Here is a 21,117-nt window from a genome sequence, read left to right on the forward strand (position 1 = left end):
ATCATTATAGTTTAGAGGCTCTACATTCATTATACAATGTATCTAGGAGTTTTAATAGTATTTATCAAGAAAAAAAATAAAAACTACCCTTTTTGTCACAAAATAGCTATATATTCTTTATACTTTCATGACTATATAACTTAATTTACCCCTTTTTCTTTTGTCGTAAACTTCCAAACTGGATTTATTTATTCTCAGTTACAGCTTCCTTTTGAAAATCCTATACATAAATCCTTTACATATATATTACGTTTCAAAAAGAAAATAGTTTCATACAAACCACAAATACATACTGAACAAATCGTTTTGACCGAACAGATCGCCTTGCACTTTCTACTAACAAGATCCGTTTTGAGGTTAGCGCTAAGCGATTTATTTGAAGACCCCTTTTGTGCATGTGGAAAAACTATTTTTAATCCTAAGACCGATTTCTCCACGAAAGGTCAAGGTGTATAATCCACGCCTGGTGAATAGGAATTGCTCGCGTTCCAAAGAAGGAATTCATCAATTCCATTATCATTCAAGGCTTTGATTTGAGCTTCTACCTCCGTTTTGCCGTATCTCATGTAGTTGCCGCTCCCAAGGTAACTCGCTGTGAAGTCCTGTAGCCACGGTCGTGAGACAGGTGGATTGTCCAAAGTGGATAGTACTTGGTTTTCCACCTTGGCATACTCAGCCACCAGCTGGTAAGGTTCAAGATCCGGTTTGGCGATCCCAAAATAAGAGGTCCAATGACTAGGATAAATCATAGATGAAATGACATCCACATTCCCGGAGATCTTTGAGAAATTTTGTCCGATGCCTGGTGCTTCCTTTAAAGTTGCAGCATAACCGAAAATGTCTACCGACACTTCAACTCCGTAAGGCTCTAATTGCTCTCTTGCATAAGCAACAAAATCAGTGACTGCTTCGACTCTTCTCTGTACAGGATCAACTTCAGAATCTGCATAGTCGCCAAGTGAATAGCTTAAATCATCAGCACGGTTTTCAAATCCTTCGGGGAACCGGACATAATCGAATTGAATTTCTTTAAACCCTAGTTTAGCCGCTTCGATAGCAATCTGGACGTTATGATCCCATACCTCCTGGAGAAACGGATTAACGAATGATTCTCCGCGGTTATTTTTCCAGACCTGATCACCATCCATGAATGTTAGTTCCGGCTTGCTTTCCGCCAGAACTGTATCTTTAAAAACAACAACACGGGCAATCGGGTAAATTTCTTTATCCTCTAATCGTTCCAGCATTGCTCTCGGATCCTTTATTAAAGCTTTTCCCATTCCAAGCTCTGCCAAGGCGGAACTTTCTTCAGGTATGTATGTCAAGTGGCCAATATCTTCTTTTATGTCAATGACCATAGTATTTAAATCTGTTTCATCGACCAGGTTAATCAACGAGTCAAACCGTTCTCCTCCAGCAGAATTGGCTGTTACGAAAATTCCGCGGACAGCATCCGGATAGGCAAATTCCAACCCTGAATCAAACTTATATAGCTTCGATGTTGCCAGTACCCGTGAGTCCATTTCAACGGTATGGTAAGCTCGTGGTGTAAAATCTGGAGCCTTGTCTTCCTCAGCAGCGTATACGTTGCCTGCACTTGCTATATTGATACTTGCTGCAAAAATTGCCAGCCATTTCCAAGATTTTGCCATCCTCTGCACCCCTTTAACTTGCTTTTGCGGTCAACAAAACATTCATTTCTCCAAGCGGAGACTCTACATCGCAAAAGTTCAATTGGATTTCCTAGCAATCAACCAGGGTTGAAGAATCTTTATCAATCAAAGCTCCCTTATATCCATTGTTCTTCCATTCTATCATTTATTTGACTAATTGAAATAAGAAAATTGTCGATACATGGGCCATTCTCGAAAGAAACACCATGGACACTGTAAACATAGCCTCCGGCGCAGAAAGAAGGATGCTAGCCATCAAAAAAACGATGTCCCAGAGGACATCGTTCTGCTATTAAAGGGTCACTGAAGCCGCTTTGATCGATTCTAGTTCGCGTTCTGAACATTGTACAAAATGGCCAGGGCTGATTTCTCTCATGCGAACATCATCAGCTTTTGTATAGTCGTGTACTGCCGGATCGTAGGATTTACGGATCCGGTTGCGCTCATAGTTTGGATCTGGCAGTGGAATCGCCGACAATAAAGATTGTGTATATGGATGCAACGGGTTATTGTATAGCTCTTCAGCAGGTGCAAGCTCCACTAATTTGCCAAAATACATAACACCGATGCGATCTGAAATGTATTTAACCATTGATAGATCATGGGCGATAAACAGGAAAGTCAATCCTTTTTCCTCTTGAAGTTCCTTCAATAGGTTAACAACCTGTGCCTGGATAGAAACATCCAATGCAGAGATCGGCTCATCCGCAATGATAAAATCTGGTTCTACAGCTAAAGCACGAGCGATGCCAAGACGCTGCCGCTGTCCGCCGGAGAACTCATGCGGGTAGCGGTTGGCGTGCTCTTTGTTCAACCCAACTGTCTCGAGTAAATCATAGACCATCTGTTTACGTTCAGTCTGGTTTTTTGCTAAGCCATGGATATCGATACCTTCAGCAATAATATCCATTACTTTCATACGCTGGTTTAACGAAGCATACGGATCTTGAAAGATCATCTGCATTTTACGGTTGAATTTTTTCAAGTCCTGCTTTGATTTCTTGCCGTGAACATTTTCGCCTTCATAGAAAACATCGCCATCCGTTGCATCATATAAACGAATAATGGAGCGTCCAGTTGTGGATTTTCCACAACCTGATTCGCCAACTAACCCCAAAGTTTCTCCCCTGTAAATATCAAAGCTGATATCATCTACCGCGCGGACTTCATTCGCTTTACCGATATTGAAATATTGTTTTAGGTTTTTAATTTCGAGTAATTTCTCAGCCATTACACCGCGCCCCCTTCATAATATCTGCTTCCTGGGAATTTTTTCATGCGTTCAATAACAGTTAAAGGCGGTTCTACCTGAGGCGCATCCGGATGCAACAACCATGTTGCAGCTGAATGTGTATCACTGACTTTAAAGAATGGAGGATTTTGTTCCATATCGATTTTCAGTGCATACTCACTTCGAAGAGCAAAGGCATCTCCCTTCGGTGGATCCAATAAATCAGGTGGTGTTCCTGGGATTGCATATAATTTTGCATCTTCAGTGTCCAATGATGGCATCGAGCTCAATAAGCCCCATGTATAAGGATGTTGCGGATTATAGAAAATTTCATCAACCGTACCGATTTCAACAATTTTCCCACCGTACATAACAGCTACACGATCTGCTACGTTCGCCACAACACCAAGATCGTGTGTGATGAAAATAATAGATGTATCGATTTTTTTCTGTAAGTCTTTCATCAATTCCAAAATTTGCGCTTGAATTGTTACATCAAGAGCAGTTGTAGGCTCATCTGCAATCAAGATTTTCGGATTGCATGCCAGTGATATGGCGATAACGATCCGTTGGCGCTGTCCGCCTGAAAATTGGTGAGGGTATTGTTTCATCCGCAATTCAGGTTTTGGCATACCGACTAGACGCAACAAGTCGATTGCTACTTTTTTCGCTTCGCCTTTGCTAATTTTCTGGTGCTTCAGCAAAGGTTCTGTCAATTGCCGGCCAATCGGCATCGTTGGGTTTAAGGAAGTCATCGGATCTTGGAAAATCATTGAAATTTCTTTTCCTCGGATTTTCTGCATCTCCCGATCACTCAATTTTGTCAAATCTCGACCACCAAATAAAATTTCACCACTTTTAAATTCTGCCGATTGTTCTGGCAGTAAACGCATAATGGATTTTGTCGTAACAGATTTCCCTGAACCCGACTCTCCTACGATTGCTAAAGTTTCACCTTTATATAGATCAAAGTTGACCCCACGTATCGCTTTAACTTCCCCGCCTTGGGTGTTAAAGGAAAGTTCAAGGTCTTTTACTTGTAAAATTTTCTCCATTATTAACTTTCCTCCTTAATCTTTCATCTTCGGATCGAGGGCATCACGAAGTCCATCACCGATCAAGTTAAATGCAATCATAATTAAGCTCAACAAGACGGCCGGGAATGCTAGAATATGCGGTGCAAATTGAATTAACGCATAACCGTCGTTAATCAAGGTTCCGAGCGAAGCATCCGGCGCCTGAAGTCCAAGTCCGATAAAGCTTAGGAAAGCTTCAAAGAAAATAGCACTTGGGATGGTGAACATCGTATTGATGATGATTACCCCTAAAACGTTCGGCATTAAATGCTTCCAGATAATGCGGCTATCGCTCGCACCTAAGGTACGGGCAGCCAAAACGAATTCCTGGCTCTTATATTTGAGGACTTGTCCACGAACGACTCGGGACATTCCCGTCCATCCGGTGATGGTCAAAGCGATGATAATGGCTAGTATCCCTGGGTCCATAATTAAGATAAAGAGGATTACCACAACCAGGTTTGGAATTCCTGTTAAAATTTCAACGATCCGCTGCATAAAGTCATCAATACGTCCGCCGAAGTATCCTGAAACTCCTCCGTAAATGACCCCAATTAGCATATCAATTGCTGCCGCAACGAAGGCAATAAATAAAGATACTTGAGTCCCTTTCCAGACACGCGAGAACATATCGCGTCCAAGTCCATCTGTCCCGAACCAATAGTTGACTTCAACATTTTTCATCTCATATAAGTCAACTTCTTCACCAGCCAAAGTACCGACACCATTAAGAATTCCCAAGTTCTCAATGACTGGAATTTTTGGCGGCAGATTTGCATGAGTGATGGTTTGATCGTTTGGTTCGTACGGACTGATGACCGGTCCTAAAAATGCCATGATAACGATCAAGCCAAATAGGATCATGCTAAACAACGCACCTTTGTTTTTACGGATGCGATACCAGGCATCTTGCCAAAAGCTGACACTTGGTTTTGTGATACGTTCAGCCTGCTGAGAATCCAATGTAATCCGCTCAAACGAACCTTTTGGCAATTCTGGAATTTTATCAATTTTCTGAGTCATTAACTTTTACCTCCTGAAAGACGGATACGGGGATCAATGACACCATACAAAATGTCTACCAGCAAGATAATCACAATCAGAAATACTGAGAAGAAAATAGTGGTTCCCATAATGATGGAGAAATCGCTGACGATAATCGATTTAACAAACTGTTCCCCGATGCCTGGAATTGCGAAAATCTGTTCGACAACGAGTGATCCTGTAAGAATAGCTACAGCCATCGGTCCTAAAACCGTAATTAACGGGATTAATGCGTTCCGGAATGCATGTTTGAATGCGATTTCTGATCCACTGGCACCTTTAGCTTTCGCTAGTGTAATATAATCCGAACCAAGAACTTCAATCATTTCAGTACGGATGAAACGTGCTGCCGTAGCGAGTGGGAACATTGCTAGCGCAACAGATGGCAGGACGCTGGACATGAAGCCATCCTTCCATAAAGCTACCGGGAACAAATCCCATTTTAATCCGAACCAATATTGCAGCAGTGAAGCAAAGACGAAAGAAGGAATCGATATTCCGACAATCGCTACAAATGTGCTGGTGTAGTCAATCCATGTGTTTTGCCTTAGAGCTGCAATCATTCCCAACAAAATTCCCAAAACGGTTCCCAAAACCATTCCCTGAAAACCTATTTGAGCTGAAGGACCCATTCGGCTTAAAATGACATCTGTAACTTCCGCTCCTTTAAACTGGTTAATGGAAATTCCTAAATCACCTTGTAATAGCCCAAACATGTAATCAAAATACTGAACCGGAAGTGGTTTATCCAATCCATATCTGGCTTCTACGACTGCCCTTTGTTCTGGAGATAATTTATCTGCGGAAGCGACGGGGGACCCTGGTAAAACTTTTATTAAGAAAAAAGTAAAAGTAGCGATCAGTGCTAAAGTGATCACCATATAAATTAAACGCTTGCCAATATACTTCGCCATAGTGCACCTCCAAAATGATTCTATTTAACAAATCCAACATATCGAAAATGCAGACTTGCAGCATTCATTATTTAGCGAAAAAGTGTTAATTTTCCGTCAATTACTCAGCATTAGAAAAGAGAGTATATCGATCCATAAATGCGATATACTCTCTTTCTATTTTGTTTTCACAGTAGCGGGATTAAATTATTATTTGCCCGAAATGTATGCCCATTTGTAAGAGAAGTCTCCACCAAATGTATGTTTGATAATGTCGTTAACATAAGGTTGTTGAAGAGCCATTGCTCCACGCTGATAGATTGGCGCGATTGCAGCGTCATCTTCCAAAAGGATTTTTTCAGCCTGTGCCATTGCTTCCCAACGTGCTGCAGGGTCTGTTGCCAATTCACCTTTAGCTGATTCAACTAAAGCATCATACTCTGGGTTAGAGTAAGACATTTTGTTTTGTGCAGATCCAGTAACAAACAAGTCGATGAATGTCATAGGATCTTGGTAATCTGGTCCCCATCCAGCAGTTTGGATATCATAATCCTGTGATTCGTCAAGCTCTAAGCGAACTCCGAAAGGAACAGCTTTAAGGTTGATCGTCAAGCCTTCAAGATTCGTTTCAAGTTGTTCTTTCAAGTATGCATCCATGTTTTTAGCAGTTTCAGTGTCGCCGCCTAGGATTTCAAGCGTAACTTCTTCTACTCCTAGTTCTTCAAGGCCAGTAGCAAATAATTCTGCTGCTTCCTCAGCGTCAAATTCGATTAGATCTCCATTGACTTCGCGGAAATCGGCATTGCTTTCATCGATAGTGAATTCAGTTGGTACCAAGTAGTTGGCAGGCAATGAACCGTTAGCCAAAACTACGTCAACTAGATCTTGTTTATTAAAGCCTTTTGCAATTGCTTTACGAATGTTAACGTTCGAAAGTGCATTTTCTTCACCGTTACGTTCTTGGTTAAGTTTGAAGTAGAAAACTGTTGGCTCCAAATCAGTAATCAGGTTTTCGTCGTTTGCATATTGTCTAGCAAATTCTCCGCTCAAACCAGCGCGGTCTTTTTCACCAGAGTTGTAAAGGTTAACCGCAGTAGCAGGTTCTTTTACTACGTCTACGTTGATTGTTTCAAGTTTAACTGTTTCTGCATCCCAGTACTCAGGATTTTTTTGCATTTTCCAAGTTAAACCAGTTCCGTCCCAATCAGTTAATGTGAATGGTCCGTTAAAAATCAAGTTTTCAGAGTTAGAAGCATAAGCGTCGCCTTTTTCAGTTACGAAAGCTTCGTTCTGCGGATAGAAAGTTGGGAAAGACATTAGTGACATGAAGTAAGGTACTGGACGCTCAAGTTTTACTTCAAGAGTGTTATCGTCTACAGCAGTCACTCCAAGTTCAGATACTTCCATTTCGCCGGCAGCAATTTCAGTAGCATTAACAATTGAACCAGCCATCATGTAAGCTCCGTATGGAGAACCTGTGTCAGGATCAATTGAACGTTGCCAAGAGTAAACGAAATCGTTGGCAGTAACTGGAGTACCATCTGACCAGTTAGAATCGCGCAATTTGAATGTGTAAGTTAATCCATCTTCGCTGACTTCAGGTTCGCCATCAGCAAGTGCTGGTTTAGCAATATTTTCTTGATCTAAGCGGAATAAACCTTCGTTAACATTGTTGAAAATGTTAAACGCAACCGCATCCTCAGCTAAAGAAATATCCATTGTAGGAATTTCTGCAGTTTCCATCAAGTTAAGGACTTGCTCTGAGTCTAAATCCCCAGCTGTTTCTGTACCTTCTGCGTCGTCTGTAGTATCAGTCCCTGTGTCAGTATCTCCACCGCCACATGCTGCTAGAAAAGCACTTAGAACTAAAACTAGGCTTAATAGCCAAAAAATCTTGCTGTTCTTCACTAAATTGACCCCCTTAAATTTTCTGAAAATTTTGGTACACTGCTAATTATACATATTATTTTTTTCTTGTACAGAACTTTTTTTGGAAATTTTTACACTCTTGTAACAATTCCGTTACATTAACATTACAGGACACCGCACGAATATTGGATTTGTAAGCGTTTTCGGCGTCTACGATAAATGAAGATTTTTTTGATTTTTTTTTATATTTCTTCTACAATTGATAAGAATCGAGGTGCAAAGTTTGAAAAAATTTGTTTTTTCCATAGGAATCATTCAAATCTTAATTTTTACTACTATATTTTTTCGAGAAGAAAATCTCTCGCTACTGTCATATATTAATAACTCATTTATGTATGGCGGAGTTTTACTGTTTTTAGGTTTGTGGGTTTTCGTCGTACGGACAGGTGTATTTGATATATTTACGATTAGCATGAGAAAAGCCTTCAGGTTAAAAACCACATTAGAAAATGATGAAATGCGTCCACCCTCCGAAGCACTAGGATTTTCAAGTTCTCTATTGCTTGTTACTGGAACTGTCACCTTACTGTTAATGGTGATTTGTCTAGTAATTTACGGTTTCTAGTATTGCTTCTTAAATTGCTTATGTATTATAATAATAAGATATATTAATGAGCGATGAAAAAGATAAGTAAATGCAGTTCCTTCTATAAAGAGAGTCTGTGGTTGGTGAAAACAGACGAAGTGCTGCATTGAATGGACTTTTGAGCTGAACCGGTGAATGAACAGTAGCCGGTTCCGTGTTCTTCACGTTATGAAGAAAAGTGGCCGTTTACGGCAACTAGGGTGGTACCGCGGAAAACACATCATTCGTCCCTTTTTTAAGGGATGTGTGCTGTGTTTTTTATTTTGAGGAGGAATTGGGATGAAAAAAATCTTTTCAGGCGTTCAGCCTACCGGTACGGTTACACTTGGCAATTACATAGGAGCCTTTAAGCAATTCACAGATCTACAGGATGAATATGACTGCATCTTTTGCATCGTTGACCAGCATGCCATCACGATGCCCCAGGACCGCTTAGAGCTCCGTAAGAACATCAAAGCGTTAGCAGCGCTTTATCTGGCTGTCGGAATCGATCCAGAGAAAGTGACTTTGTTTGTTCAGTCGGAAGTTCCAGCGCACGCCCAAGCCGGATGGATGCTTCAATGTGTTTCGACCATCGGCGAACTTGAACGTATGACGCAGTATAAGGACAAGTCAGCCAAAAATGCTTCTGTACTAGCTGGATTGTTGACGTACCCTCCACTTATGGCTGCTGATATCCTGTTGTACCAGACCGATATCGTGCCTGTCGGCGATGATCAAAAGCAGCATATCGAATTGACACGCGACCTAGCAGAGAGGTTTAACCGCAAATACAGCGATATTTTTACGATTCCTGACATCCGTGTACCGAAAAATGGAGCACGCATTATGTCTCTTCAGGACCCAACGAAAAAGATGAGCAAATCCGATACCAATAAAAAATCGATCATTACTTTACTGGATGATCTGAAAACAATTGAAAAGAAAATTAAAAGCGCAGTTACCGACTCTGAAGGCATCGTCAGCTATGACCCTATCAACAAACCGGGTGTAGCCAACCTATTGACCATTGAAACTGCGCTGACCGGTGTATCAATCGACGATCTGGTAGCCAAATACGAAGGTTCTGGCTATGGAGATTTCAAAGCTTCCGTTGCTAAAGCCGTTACTGAACATTTGGCACCCATCCAAGAACGATATGCTGCTTTGATCGACTCGGACGAGTTGGACAAAATTCTTGATAGTGGCGCTGTAAAAGCCAATTCCTTGGCAAACAAGACATTAAACAAAATGGAAAATGCTATGGGTCTTGGACGTAAAAGAAAATAACATAAAAAGGAGCTGCAAAATCGCAGCTCCTTTTCCTTTGGTTGTTATTTTGCAGTGACTGGTGATTCTGCACTAACTGCAAGTTCATTCAAGTAAACTTCGGTGCCATCGCCGATTGCATAGTTTAATACACGATCGTTAACCGGGCTTAAGACTGCACGGTACAATGTCGGGAATACTGGCACTTCGTCGACCATCAACTGCTGCCATTCGTTGTAAACTTCCTGGCGGTATGCAAGGTCAAACGATTCTGCTGAGCGCCCTTCTGCAAGAAGACGTTCGTTGTCTTCATTTTCCCAACGCGCAAAGTTGTAGATGGCGTTCGCTCCGTATAGTCCTGAAGGATCTACGTCAATGCCAACTCCCCATGCTGCCTGGAAGACATCTACAGTTGGATCATCTTCTCCACCGTTTCCGACGCGGTCATAAAATGAGTTGAACTCGAGCATTTCCAAGTTAACTTTCAACCCAACCGCTTCCCACGACTGAACATAATATTGTGCCAATGGTTCTGCTGTATCGCCGCCAGTCATTGAAATGAAGTTGATTTCAAGCGGGTTGCCTTCCGGATCTTCACGCAAGCCATCTCCGTCTGTGTCAACGTATCCCGCATCTTCCAAGAGCTGATTTGCTGCTTCAGGATCGTACGTTCTTCCTTCATTGCTGTCATCATGGAATTCAGGATGGGATGGTGGAATCAACGTTGTTGCATTCCAACGCAAACCGTTGTAGAAACGTTCACCAACTGTTGCATTGTCCACCGCATGCCACATTGCTTGACGGAGCGCCACATCGTTCATTTTCGCTTCAGGATCGTAGGCAACTGTGTTGCTTTCAGCATCCCATGTTCCCAATTTAAAGCCAATATAAGTATAGGCGCGATCAATCGCTCCCAAATATTCTACATTCGACATTTCAGCATTGTCAGGGAATTGATCCACTGGGAATTCGCTGATCAAGTCAACTCCTCCAGTTTCCAGCTCCTGAACTACTGTTGAACTGCTGATTACTTTGATCGTGACGCCATCAAGATTTGGTTCACCGCGCCAGTAGTCTTCGTTCTTAGTAAGAGTTACAGACTCACCAGGTACGATGCTATCCACTTTGAATGGTCCAAAACCGATTGGATTTTCACGAACTTCAGGTGAAGAAGAGATATCGGCAACTGACATGTCTCCAAAAATGTGCTTAGCCAATGGATAAGACCAGATACTTCCTGTCAATAAAGAAGGCGTTGACTCGATATACGTAATTGATAATGTCTTATCGTCAATAACTTCAATACCAGAAATCGTATCAGCCGATCCGCTGTTATACTCTTCCATTCCTTCAATATTGGTAAAGTCCGAATTATAGCGTGGGCCGTCGTAATCAGGGTTACCGATTACTTCGTGTGCAAACAACCAATCTTCTGCTGTCACAGGTTCACCGTCATGCCAGTTGACATTATCACCAATCTTGAAAGTGAAGGTACGGCCGTCTTCTGAAACTTCATAGGTTGCAGCTCCATCATTTGTGTAAACGTAGTTTTCATCCCAAGTTAGTAACCCTTCATCAAACCATTCCAAAATTTCTGCATCAGGTGCACCAGAGTAGAAATTCCAGTTTAATGTTCCTTCAAACACTGTATCTGATACTAAACCAAATGTAATAGTTCCGCCATCAATGGCTTCTCCTTCATTTGTTTTCACATTGCTGAAGTCATCAATTGAATACATACCACCGTTCTCAAGTTCCTGCCCACCATCAGTGCCCGTTTCTCCGCCACTTTCTTCAGTGGACGTATCATCACCAGTACAAGCTGCCAAGATCAACACAAAAGACAACATTGGTAAAGCTAAATGTCTAGACCATTTATTTTTCGGCATTCTCTGTTTCCTCCTCTTTCCTCTTAGATAAAGCTCTTTCGGACTGCTGTTGCACGTGAATAGAGTTGTTTTTTTCTGGTACCGAGAACCCTAATCCCCCTTTTCCCCCACTTTTTTGTTACCCTCTGCGCTGTCGAGCATCGGTAGCGCGCTTTAAGGCCTGCCCGACATTATTTATACTAAGCATCAACACAAAAATTAGAATTGATGCAGGTAACCAAATCCACCATCTTAATTCCAGTGTTTGAGGATTTCTTGCATAACTTATCAAGGTCCCTAAACTCGGAGTCGATTCCGGAAAGCCAAATCCTAAAAAGGACAGCCCTGACTCAATTCCGATATTACCTGCCAAATTTAACGTCATCGTAACGATGATGATCGAACTTAAATTCGGCAAAACTTGGAAAAACATAATTTTGAAATCGGATGTCCCTAATGTCTTAGAGGCTTTTACATAATCTAATTCTTTTTCCTGAAGCGCTTTTGAACGAATCAGCCGTGCAATCCCCATCCATAAGAAAGCAGTCATAATTAACGAGAAAGACACGATGCTGTATCCAGGTACAGCTGTTACAAACGCGATGACGATCATCAATATTGGCAAAACCATAAAGAAATCAACAAGGCGCATGAAAACATTGTCCACGGTGCCACCATAATATCCAGAAATTAGTCCGACCAATATGCCAATAATTCCTGTCAACAGCGTGACCAAAAAACCAATGGCTAATGAATTGCGTGTCCCAATGATCAATTGACCAAAAATATCCCGCCCACCGTAATCCGTGCCCAGCCAATAAGTGGCCGATGGCGGTTCATAAAGAGCGAAAAGATCGACTTTGATGATTTCAGATTGATCCATGATAAGCGATGTACCAAAAACACCGACAATGATCAAAAACAGGAACAGCAGGGAAACAAATGCTATCTTGTCCCTTATTAACTCTCTTAGTAATATACTGAATCCAGATAGGCTTTTGCCGAGATCCACATCTGGAATTTGTGTTCCGCTGTCTTTGTCAATTCTCATATTTACACCTCAAAATTATCATTTATTATTTAATCCGGATACGTGGATCTACCAAACTCAAGATGATATCAGATAATAATGCGCCAATAATTGCTGCAAGTCCGAACAACAGAACAAGGGCCGTCATTACACTGTAATCACGCAAGCTGATGGAAGAAAGGAACAATTCACCCATTCCTGGATAGCCAAAAATGTTTTCGATGAATATGGTTCCGCCAATCAGCCCTGTAATCTCGTAGCCAAAGAAAGCAGCTATTGGAAGCAAAGAGTTTCGCAGCACGTGGCGATTATAGACTCTTGACTCAGAAGCCCCTTTAGCACGGGCTGTTACGATAAAATCTTTTTGTTTTGTATCAATGATCTCACTTCTTAAATACTGGACAGTAGAGACAGTTGTAATCAATGCCATAGACAACGCCGGCAATAATAAATGATTCAGTTTGCTGATGAAATATGCGAAGGTACCCGGTTCTGTGCCGGGGGCAACACTGCCACTTGTCGGGAACCACGCCAGCTGGAATCCAAAAATGAACAGCATAACCAATGCAAAAATAAATAATGGAGCTGCAAAGCCAATATACGTATAGCCTGTAATAGCACGGTCCAACCATGTATCATTAAAACGGCCGCTGATGATTCCTAAAGGGATGGCGATTAGGTATGTCAGGACCAACGTTGCCAACGATAGCCACATTGTGTTAATGATACGTTCACCGATCAATTCAGATACCGGCATCTTAAAGCGGAATGACTGGCCGAAATCTCCCTGCAAAACTCCTTTGACCCACTCGAAATACTGTACATACCAGGGGTTATTCAATCCAAGACGCTCTCGCATCGCTTCAATCGTTGCTGGGTCAATACTTGGATCAATCAGCCCGGTCAATGCATCTCCGGGCATTGCTTGAGCTAAAATAAATACCAAAATGCTCAAGACAATAATTTGCGGAATTGTTATGAGTGTTCTGCGTACAATTAATTTCCACATACCATTCAACCTCTCTCAGGCAACGCTACTTGATGGGTGGCTGAAATTGATTTTAACGAGAAAGGCAAACCTTCTTCATCAAAAAATTCGTTTTCCAGCTTGTCATACTCGGTTTTCACCAGTTTGCGATTTTCGTAATGCATTTCCCGATTGCGCGGATTGCTATCCGGAATTGCCGCAATCAAGCGTTTTGTGTAAATATGCTGCGGGTTGTTGAAAATCTCCTGTGAAGTGCCGTGTTCGACATACCGCCCTTTGTACATGATGCCGATATGATCACACATATGCTGGATAATACCTAAGTCATGACTGATGAATAAATACGTCAAGTTCAGTTCTTTTTGGATTTCCCGCATAAAGTTCAAAACCTGAGCCTGAACGGATACATCTAGAGCAGAAACCGGTTCATCCGCAATAATCAATTTCGGGTTCAGCGCAATAGCACGGGCAATACCAATCCGTTGCCGCTGTCCCCCAGAAAATTCATGCGGGTACTTATAAATTGCTTCCGGACTCAGCCCCACCAACTCCATCAATTCCTGAATACGGATCCGTTCTTCTTTGGGAGATAAGTTTTCATAATTGCGAAGCGGTTCAGCAACAATATCCGCTACCCGTTTTTTCGGGTTCAGCGATGAAAATGGATCTTGAAAGATCATCTGGATATCTTTTCGCACATCAATATATTCCTTTTTGCTGACAGAAGCCAAGTCCCTGCCTTCAAACATGACTTTTCCTGAAGTTATATCATTCAATCCGATAATCGCACGGCCTGTCGTCGTTTTTCCTGATCCAGATTCCCCTACAAGCCCATATGTCTGGCCTTGTTCAATCGAGAATGAGACACCATCAACTGCTCTAACATGGTCTTTCACTGTCTGAAAGACACCTCCACGAACCGGAAAATGGACTTTCAGATTTTCGACTTCAATTAGTGGCATAGGTGAGTTCCTCCTCGGCTTGTTCTGGGAAGTAAAAGTCCTTATAGCATGTGCACCGCACAAAGTGGCCAGTACTAATTTCGTGAAGTTCCGGTGAAGCCTCGTGGGCCGATTCTTCGATCCAGGGAATTCGAGAAGCAAACCGGCACCCTGTTCGTGGCAAGTTCTGAAGTGACGGCACGACGCCTTGGATAACATGGAGGTCGGATTTCACTTCAGACAAGGTCGGTATAGAATTCAACAGCGATCGTGTATATGGATGCTGGGGATTTTCCATTAATGAGTAAATATCTGCAATTTCAACAATCTGCCCCGCGTACATCACAGCTACTCGATCTGCCATTTCAGCAACTACGCCTAAATCATGCGTAATCAGGATAATGCCAGCATGAATCGTTTCTTTTAATTCTTTGATTAAATCTAGAATCTGTGATTGGATGGTCACATCCAAAGCAGTAGTCGGTTCATCCGCAATCAGAAGCTCAGGCTGGTTTGAAATTGCCATTGCGATGACAATGCGCTGACGCATCCCTCCTGATAGCTCGTGCGGATATTGGTAAAATGTTTTTTCAGGCCGCGGAATACCTACCTGATTCAGTAAGTTAATAACTTGCTTTTTTCTCAGACTTTTTGAACTTTTCGGATTGTGAAGGAAGATCGCTTCATCAATCTGAGCACCCACTACCATAAGCGGATTAAGCGCTGAAAGGGCATCTTGAAAAATCATTCCCATCTCACTGCCTCGTAACTTTTTCATTTGATTAGGATTTGCTGCGACCAAATTATTGCCCTTGTAATTGATTTCTCCTTCAATTTTAGCTCTCGTATGAAGCCCCATAATAGAAAACGCAAATGCGCTTTTTCCAGAACCCGATTCACCCACAATCGCCAATACCTCATTTTTTCTGACTGTTAATGAAACGTCATCAACCGCAGCGTAATGTGCATCTTTAATTCTGAAGGACGTTTTTAGATTTTTGATATTCAGTAAAACCTCATTCACAGTTATCCCCCCTCAACATAGAGCCATTCTATGGCTGTCTTCTCGTTACAATTGGTTTTTAAATCAAAAAAATTAAATCTTCTGATTTATTGTATCAAAAAAAGAAATAGGAACTGGTCCACCGTGCCTACGCAACACTGCAACTAAGCTACACTACTTTTTTTAGGAAACTAGTTTCTTTGATTGATTTTATTACAATGAAATCAAAGAAAAATTTTCAATTTTGCAAAAATTAAATTTGTACAAAGCTTATTTTTCATCGCTTAAATCCAATTCCATCGACAGTCTTCGCTTTAATTCATTTTGTATAAGTTGAAGTAAAGAGCAAGCTTTTTTGGGACTTTTAAAGAGGAGCAAGTTTGAAGAAATCGCTTAATGCAGAAGCATTCCATTCTTTCTTCTGAGAGTTCGACGGTTACTAGCTAATGGAAAATAATTTGTTTTACTGGCAAATAGGTATGAACACTTTTGATGCTGGTTTTTCGCGTAGTCGGTATTATTTACATAACTTGTAATGTACATCCAAATAACTCAATACTATTGCTCTTATTTAGAATAACATAAGATAATCAGCAATCGGAAAACTTTTTCAATTTTTATAAAATTATGGGTTCATCCCCTAATGATTTACTTTCAAAAAATAAAAAAGACAACTTGCAGAAAAAAGCTGCAAATTGCCATTTTTAACAAGTAGTCTTACACTTTCTTGAATACTAGCGAAGCGTTATGTCCACCAAATCCAAGTGAATTACTCATTGCAAATTCAAATTCTGCTTTCCGTGCTTCGTTTGGAACATAATCCAAATCACATTGTTCATCAGGCGTTTCATAATTGGTTGTCGGAGGCATAATGCCTTCCTTCAACGCCAATGCGGTGAAAATCGCTTCGACTCCACCGGCAGCGCCAAGCAAGTGGCCCGTCATGGATTTGGTTGAGCTCATTCCTAATTTATAGGCATGTTCTCCAAATACCGTTTTAACCGCCATGGTCTCGTATAGATCATTATAGGCTGTACTTGTACCATGTGCATTAATGTATCCGATATCCGTTGTTTCAATTCCTGCATCTGCCAAGGCTTGTGCCATTGCACGAGCTGCACCTTCTCCACCTTCAGCAGGAGCAGTAATATGATAGGCGTCTCCAGTTGAACCATATCCAACAATTTCGGCATAAATCTTGGCACCTCGTGCTTTTGCGAATTCATACTCTTCAAGGATAACAATTCCTGCACCTTCTCCAATGACAAATCCATCACGGTTTTTATCGAATGGACGAGAGGCTGTCGCTGCGTCGGTATTTGTCGTCAATGCCGTGTTCGCTGTAAATCCGGCTACTGACAATTGTGTGATAGGTGCTTCTGCTCCGCCGGAAATCATAGCATCTGCATCTCCGCGTTGAATAACTTTAAAAGCATCGCCTATCGAGTTTGTGCCTGAAGCACAAGCTGTTACTGAACAAGAGTTGATCGCTTTGGCGCCAAAGTAAATCGAGACCTGACCTGATGCCATATCTGGAATAATCATTGGAATTAAGAATGGACTGATGCGGCGAACGCCTCTCGTATTCAGCACGTTCATCTGGTTTTCAATTGTCTCCATACCACCAATACCTGAACCGATCCAGACACCTGTCCGTAGAGCTGTTTTTTCATCCAGTTCAAGCTTGGCATCTTTCATTGCCATGATCGAAGCAGCAAGTGCATAATGCGTAAAGCGGTCCATTTTCCGAGCATCTTTCTTTTCAATATAATCTTCTATCGAAAAGTCATTTACTTCTGCGGCAACTTTCGCTGAATATAAATCTGCATCCAATCTGGTTAAAGGACCAACTCCGGATTTCCCACTTTTGACAGCTTCCCAAGTTGTTTCAATATCATTGCCTAAAGGTGTGACAGCACCAATTCCTGTAATAACTACACGACGATTTTCCATTCTATCTTCTTCCTTTCGCATACCTGATTATTTACCCCACTTCATAGCAATCGCGCCCCATGTCAAACCGCCGCCAAATCCGACCATGACGATGACATCATCGTCTTTAACACGGCCCTCTTCGACGTCTTCGACGAGAGAAACCGGAATCGATGCGGCTGAAGTGTTTCCATATTTATGGATTGTTTTCGACATTTTCTCAACCGGAAGGCCTAAACGTTCTCTAGACGCCTCCATAATGCGGATATTGGCTTGATGCGGGATGAGAAAATCGACATCTTCTTTTTGTAATCCCGCTTTTTTGATAACATTTATCGCTGACTCACCCATTTGGCGTACAGCAAACTTGAATACTTCTCTACCATTCATCTGTAAATGGTCTTCTTCGTCCTGGTAAAGGTGTTTTCCCCCTGAACCATCTGCCCCAAGTTCAAAAGATAGGATTCCTCGTCCTTCGGAAACTTTTCCGATTACTGCAGCTCCTGCACCATCACCGAACAGCACAGCAGTGTTACGATCTTCCCAGTTGGTGATTTTCGATAATTTTTCGACACCAACAACCAGTACATATTTATAAACATCAGAATCAATGAATTGTTTTGCAGTAATCACTCCATACATGAATCCTGCGCATGCAGCAGAAATATCCATGGCTGCAGCATTAACAGCTCCAATTTCCTGCTGAATCACGCAAGACATCGATGGAAAGGGCTGATCGGGTGTGACTGTCGCCACTAAGATCAAACCGATTTCAGCAGGATCGATGCCAGCATCTTCAATCGCTTTTTTTGCAGCTTCCCGTGACATGTCAGAAGTATCCTGATCGTCTTTTGCAATTCGGCGCTCTTCTATGCCTGTCATTGTACGGATCCACTCGTCACTGGTATCCATGCGCTGCTCTAATTGAAAGTTCGTCAATATATCTTCCGGAAGGCATCTACCCAAACCGATAATTCCAGCATTCATCTTATATCCCTCATTTCAGTTATCATCATATATTAGTACCTGGTATTAATAATACGCCACCATGTCTGTAATTTCAACTAACTGACATAATTTCGACAAAAATTCTTCATTGTCTGGAATCTTTCTTTCTGTCCGTTGAGGCTTGTGCTATGATTAGGCTAGATATTCTATGTAGAGGTGAAACTAGATGCAATATATTGGAACATTTTTATGGTCATTTTTATTGATTTCATTGGTTAACTACGTGGTAAGTGCAGTACAGAACGTACCTTTCGATTTCATGATCGGCGTTTACATTTCAGTCGGAGTTTCAATTCTGATTTTTGTTATGTCGGCCATTATTCCAGAAGGACCTGCTCCTGAAAAGCATTAATAAGAAAAGAAGCGCAATCCGGAAATCCGGATTACGCTTCTTTTTTGTTGATGATGATTTGTTTATTTTCTCCCATAGTCAATTCCAATTCCGAATTGGCGACAATTCCGCCTTTAATCAATTCACGTGCAATATTCGTTTCAATATTCCGCTGAATAAAACGTTTTAACGGACGTGCACCAAATAATGGATCGGTTCCAGCTTCTACAATATAACTGATGACTGAATCATCTACAGTAAGTTTGATGTGCTGCTGGCTGATACGGGCAGCAAGTTCCGCGATCATTTTCTTGGCAATGCCATAAAAATGACGATTATTGAGCGCATGGAATATGACGATATCGTCGATGCGATTCAACAGTTCCGGTTTAAAATGCCGGCGCAATTCCCCCATAACAATGTCTTCAATATCATGTTCGCTACTGGTATCGTTGATGTAAGCCGATCCGATGTTGGAAGTCATAATCACCACGGTGTTCGAGAAGTTGACCAGCCGCCCTTGGCTATCGGTAATGCGTCCATCATCTAATATCTGCAACAGAATATTTGCGACATCCGGATGTGCTTTTTCAATTTCATCAAGCAACACAACGGAGTAAGGATTGCGGCGCACCGCTTCTGTCAGTTGACCCCCTTCTTCGTAGCCAATATAGCCAGGAGGTGCTCCAATCAGACGGGAAACACTATGTTTTTCCATATATTCGGACATGTCGATCCGGATAAAATGATCTTCTGAGTCAAATAGATTGGCTGCCAGAGATTTGGCCAATTCCGTTTTACCAACGCCTGTTGGCCCAAGGAAAATAAAAGAACCGATTGGTTTTCTTTCGTCTTTGATGCCTGCGCGTGCTCTCCATACTGCTTCAGTGACTAGCTCAACTGCTTTGTCTTGACCGATTACCCGTTCTTTCAGGGTTTCATCCAAACGAAGCAGCTTCTCCCGCTCACCTTCCACCAATTTTGTCACTGGAATGCCGGTCCATCTGCCTACGATTCCTGCAATTTCTTCTTCGGTGACTTCTTCACGCAGCAAGCGCTCAGCACCACCTTTTTCCAGATCCGCTTCTAGTGCCACCAACTCTTTTTCCAATTCTGGAATCTTACCATGCTGCAAAACAGCAGCTGCGTTCAGATCATACCGGTTTTCAGCATCTTCCAGCTGTCGGCGGAATTGATCTAGCCGCTCACGCTTTTCCTGAATTTTTTTCAATGACTCTTTTTCTTCGGTCCATTGATTTTTCATTCCGGCCGAAGAGTCACGCAGGTCGGTGATTTCTTCGCGCAAGGTTTTCAATCGAATTTTACTCGCCTCATCTTTTTCTTTCATTAGAGCCTGCTCTTCAATTTCGAGCTGCATAAGGCGACGTGTCACTTCATCAAGCTCCTGAGGCATCGAGTCGATTTCCGTGCGGATCATTGCACAAGCTTCATCTATCAAGTCAATGGCTTTGTCCGGCAAAAATCGCTCTGTAATATAACGGTCTGACATTGCAGCTGCAGCTACAATCGCCCGGTCATGAATCCGAACAGCGTGATGCAATTCAAAGCGTTCCTTCAACCCGCGTAAAATGGAGACCGTATCTTCGACCGAAGGCTCTCGTACCATCACCTGTTGGAAACGACGCTCTAATGCTGGATCTTTTTCGATATGCTTCCGGTATTCGTCCAGAGTGGTTGCTCCAATACAATACAATTCCCCGCGCGCAAGCATCGGTTTCAGCATATTCCCTGCATCCATCGCCCCTTCTGTTTTACCGGCTCCGACAATGGTGTGGATTTCATCGATAAAGAGAATAATCTGTCCTTCACTGTCTTTGACCTGCTTTAGGACACTTTTCAAACGCTCTTCGAATTCACCACGGTACTTGGCTCCAGCAATCAATGCGCTCATATCAAGCTCGTAAATAGTCCGGTTTTTCAAGCCTTCCGGGACATCATTACGGACAATCCGCTGTGCCAGCCCTTCGACAATCGCCGTTTTACCGACACCAGGTTCTCCGATCAATACTGGATTGTTTTTGGTCTTCCGTGACAAGATCCGGATAACGTTGCGGATTTCTTGGTCTCTGCCGATAACAGGGTCCATTTTCCCCGCTTGCGCCTGTTCCACCATATTTCGTCCAAACTGCTCCAACGGGGATTTTTGATCTGTGTTATTCGGGAATTGAACCATAATAATCACACCTTTCAAATTGTTTGACTATCTTTGACTAATTAAATTATAGTCAATTTTTCAGGAATAATCAATTATTATGACCCAAATTTATTGTTCTTTCAAATTGATATATTATTTAAAGAAATCACCCCAAGCAAAC

Annotated in this window: 17 protein-coding genes and 1 other annotated feature; of the genes, 3 read left to right on the forward strand and 14 right to left on the reverse strand. The window is 42.0% G+C overall.

Annotation, left to right across the window (positions count from 1 at the left end; translation table 11 throughout):
• Positions 1–443: 443 nt before the first annotated feature.
• The 6 genes from BBH88_RS12935 to BBH88_RS12960 all read right to left on the reverse strand — a co-directional run bounded on the left by BBH88_RS12935 (position 444) and on the right by BBH88_RS12960 (position 7,825).
• Positions 444–1,652, reverse strand: a complete 1,209-nt coding sequence (locus BBH88_RS12935) for a putative glycoside hydrolase (RefSeq protein ID WP_006829730.1) — start codon at positions 1,650–1,652, stop codon at positions 444–446.
• A 313-nt stretch (positions 1,653–1,965) separates the two neighbouring features.
• Complete coding sequence (locus BBH88_RS12940; protein ID WP_006829731.1) at positions 1,966–2,904, reverse strand: ABC transporter ATP-binding protein; 939 nt, start codon at positions 2,902–2,904, stop codon at positions 1,966–1,968.
• Positions 2,904–3,959: an ABC transporter ATP-binding protein gene (locus tag BBH88_RS12945; protein WP_006829732.1), complete on the reverse strand. Its 1,056-nt coding sequence runs from the start codon at positions 3,957–3,959 to the stop codon at positions 2,904–2,906. Before BBH88_RS12945 ends, BBH88_RS12940 begins: the two co-directional genes overlap by 1 nt.
• A gap of 15 nt (positions 3,960–3,974) precedes the next feature.
• Complete coding sequence (opp3C, locus tag BBH88_RS12950; protein ID WP_006829733.1) at positions 3,975–5,003, reverse strand: oligopeptide ABC transporter permease; 1,029 nt, start codon at positions 5,001–5,003, stop codon at positions 3,975–3,977.
• Complete coding sequence (opp3b, locus tag BBH88_RS12955) at positions 5,003–5,938, reverse strand: oligopeptide ABC transporter permease (protein WP_006829734.1); 936 nt, start codon at positions 5,936–5,938, stop codon at positions 5,003–5,005. Before opp3b ends, opp3C begins: the two co-directional genes overlap by 1 nt.
• Before the next feature lie 189 nt (positions 5,939–6,127).
• Complete coding sequence (locus BBH88_RS12960; protein WP_006829735.1) at positions 6,128–7,825, reverse strand: peptide ABC transporter substrate-binding protein; 1,698 nt, start codon at positions 7,823–7,825, stop codon at positions 6,128–6,130.
• A gap of 235 nt (positions 7,826–8,060) precedes the next feature.
• On the opposite strand from BBH88_RS12960, the gene BBH88_RS12965 reads away from it, so the two are divergent.
• A complete protein-coding gene (locus tag BBH88_RS12965) occupies positions 8,061–8,411 on the forward strand; it encodes a DUF3899 domain-containing protein (RefSeq protein ID WP_269147305.1) in 351 nt (116 codons plus the stop codon).
• A 44-nt stretch (positions 8,412–8,455) separates the two neighbouring features.
• Positions 8,456–8,667: a binding site (T-box leader), on the forward strand.
• Positions 8,668–8,711: 44 nt separating this feature from the next.
• On the forward strand, positions 8,712–9,701 hold the full coding sequence (gene trpS, locus BBH88_RS12970; RefSeq protein ID WP_006829737.1) for a tryptophan--tRNA ligase: 990 nt from the start codon (positions 8,712–8,714) through the stop codon (positions 9,699–9,701).
• 44 nt (positions 9,702–9,745) lie between these two features.
• Here the strand turns inward: trpS and opp4A are convergent, their stop codons facing one another.
• The 7 genes from opp4A to BBH88_RS13005 form a co-directional block, all read right to left on the reverse strand.
• A complete protein-coding gene (gene opp4A, locus BBH88_RS12975; protein ID WP_006829738.1) occupies positions 9,746–11,569 on the reverse strand; it encodes an oligopeptide ABC transporter substrate-binding protein in 1,824 nt (607 codons plus the stop codon).
• A 118-nt stretch (positions 11,570–11,687) separates the two neighbouring features.
• Positions 11,688–12,599 (reverse strand): ABC transporter permease, encoded by a 912-nt coding sequence (locus BBH88_RS12980; RefSeq protein ID WP_065536716.1) that lies wholly within the window; start codon positions 12,597–12,599, stop codon positions 11,688–11,690.
• A gap of 25 nt (positions 12,600–12,624) precedes the next feature.
• The gene (opp4B, locus tag BBH88_RS12985) at positions 12,625–13,587 is read right to left on the reverse strand and encodes an oligopeptide ABC transporter permease (RefSeq protein WP_006829740.1); all 963 of its coding nucleotides are present in this window, start codon (positions 13,585–13,587) and stop codon (positions 12,625–12,627) included.
• Positions 13,588–13,592: 5 nt separating this feature from the next.
• Complete coding sequence (locus BBH88_RS12990; protein ID WP_006829741.1) at positions 13,593–14,528, reverse strand: ABC transporter ATP-binding protein; 936 nt, start codon at positions 14,526–14,528, stop codon at positions 13,593–13,595.
• Positions 14,515–15,531 carry an ABC transporter ATP-binding protein gene (locus BBH88_RS12995; protein WP_006829742.1) on the reverse strand — a complete coding sequence of 339 codons (1,017 nt, stop codon included), beginning with the start codon at positions 15,529–15,531 and terminating at the stop codon, positions 14,515–14,517. The genes BBH88_RS12990 and BBH88_RS12995 overlap by 14 nt, the downstream gene beginning before the upstream one ends.
• Before the next feature lie 696 nt (positions 15,532–16,227).
• Positions 16,228–17,463: a beta-ketoacyl-ACP synthase II gene (fabF, locus tag BBH88_RS13000; RefSeq protein WP_006829743.1), complete on the reverse strand. Its 1,236-nt coding sequence runs from the start codon at positions 17,461–17,463 to the stop codon at positions 16,228–16,230.
• A 27-nt stretch (positions 17,464–17,490) separates the two neighbouring features.
• Positions 17,491–18,429 (reverse strand): beta-ketoacyl-ACP synthase III, encoded by a 939-nt coding sequence (locus tag BBH88_RS13005; protein ID WP_065536715.1) that lies wholly within the window; start codon positions 18,427–18,429, stop codon positions 17,491–17,493.
• 187 nt (positions 18,430–18,616) lie between these two features.
• Between BBH88_RS13005 and BBH88_RS13010 the strand changes: the two genes are divergently transcribed.
• Positions 18,617–18,802, forward strand: coding sequence for a YjzD family protein (locus tag BBH88_RS13010; protein ID WP_006829745.1), 186 nt, complete (start codon positions 18,617–18,619; stop codon positions 18,800–18,802).
• Between the two features lie 31 nt (positions 18,803–18,833).
• On the opposite strand, the gene BBH88_RS13015 is transcribed toward BBH88_RS13010, so the two are convergent.
• Complete coding sequence (locus BBH88_RS13015; protein WP_006829746.1) at positions 18,834–20,975, reverse strand: ATP-dependent Clp protease ATP-binding subunit; 2,142 nt, start codon at positions 20,973–20,975, stop codon at positions 18,834–18,836.
• Between the last annotated feature and the right edge of the window lie 142 nt (positions 20,976–21,117).

The sequence above is a fragment of the Planococcus antarcticus DSM 14505 genome (assembly GCF_001687565.2).
Taxonomy (GTDB): Bacteria; Bacillota; Bacilli; order Bacillales_A; family Planococcaceae; genus Planococcus; species Planococcus antarcticus.

Excerpts from the sequence above, each read along its gene's own strand:
- BBH88_RS12935 (WP_006829730.1), bottom strand. The coding sequence starts at position 1,652 with ATGGCAAAATCTTGGAAATGGCTGGCAATTTTTGCAGCAAGTATCAAT.
- BBH88_RS12940 (WP_006829731.1), bottom strand. The coding sequence starts at position 2,904 with ATGGCTGAGAAATTACTCGAAATTAAAAACCTAAAACAATATTTCAAT.
- BBH88_RS12945 (WP_006829732.1), bottom strand. The coding sequence starts at position 3,959 with ATGGAGAAAATTTTACAAGTAAAAGACCTTGAACTTTCCTTTAACACC.
- opp3C (WP_006829733.1), bottom strand. The coding sequence starts at position 5,003 with ATGACTCAGAAAATTGATAAAATTCCAGAATTGCCAAAAGGTTCGTTT.
- opp3b (WP_006829734.1), bottom strand. The coding sequence starts at position 5,938 with ATGGCGAAGTATATTGGCAAGCGTTTAATTTATATGGTGATCACTTTA.
- trpS (WP_006829737.1), top strand. The coding sequence starts at position 8,712 with ATGAAAAAAATCTTTTCAGGCGTTCAGCCTACCGGTACGGTTACACTT.
- opp4A (WP_006829738.1), bottom strand. The coding sequence starts at position 11,569 with ATGCCGAAAAATAAATGGTCTAGACATTTAGCTTTACCAATGTTGTCT.
- BBH88_RS12980 (WP_065536716.1), bottom strand. The coding sequence starts at position 12,599 with ATGAGAATTGACAAAGACAGCGGAACACAAATTCCAGATGTGGATCTC.
- opp4B (WP_006829740.1), bottom strand. The coding sequence starts at position 13,587 with ATGTGGAAATTAATTGTACGCAGAACACTCATAACAATTCCGCAAATT.
- BBH88_RS12990 (WP_006829741.1), bottom strand. The coding sequence starts at position 14,528 with ATGCCACTAATTGAAGTCGAAAATCTGAAAGTCCATTTTCCGGTTCGT.
- fabF (WP_006829743.1), bottom strand. The coding sequence starts at position 17,463 with ATGGAAAATCGTCGTGTAGTTATTACAGGAATTGGTGCTGTCACACCT.
- BBH88_RS13005 (WP_065536715.1), bottom strand. The coding sequence starts at position 18,429 with ATGAATGCTGGAATTATCGGTTTGGGTAGATGCCTTCCGGAAGATATA.
- BBH88_RS13010 (WP_006829745.1), top strand. The coding sequence starts at position 18,617 with ATGCAATATATTGGAACATTTTTATGGTCATTTTTATTGATTTCATTG.
- BBH88_RS13015 (WP_006829746.1), bottom strand. The coding sequence starts at position 20,975 with ATGGTTCAATTCCCGAATAACACAGATCAAAAATCCCCGTTGGAGCAG.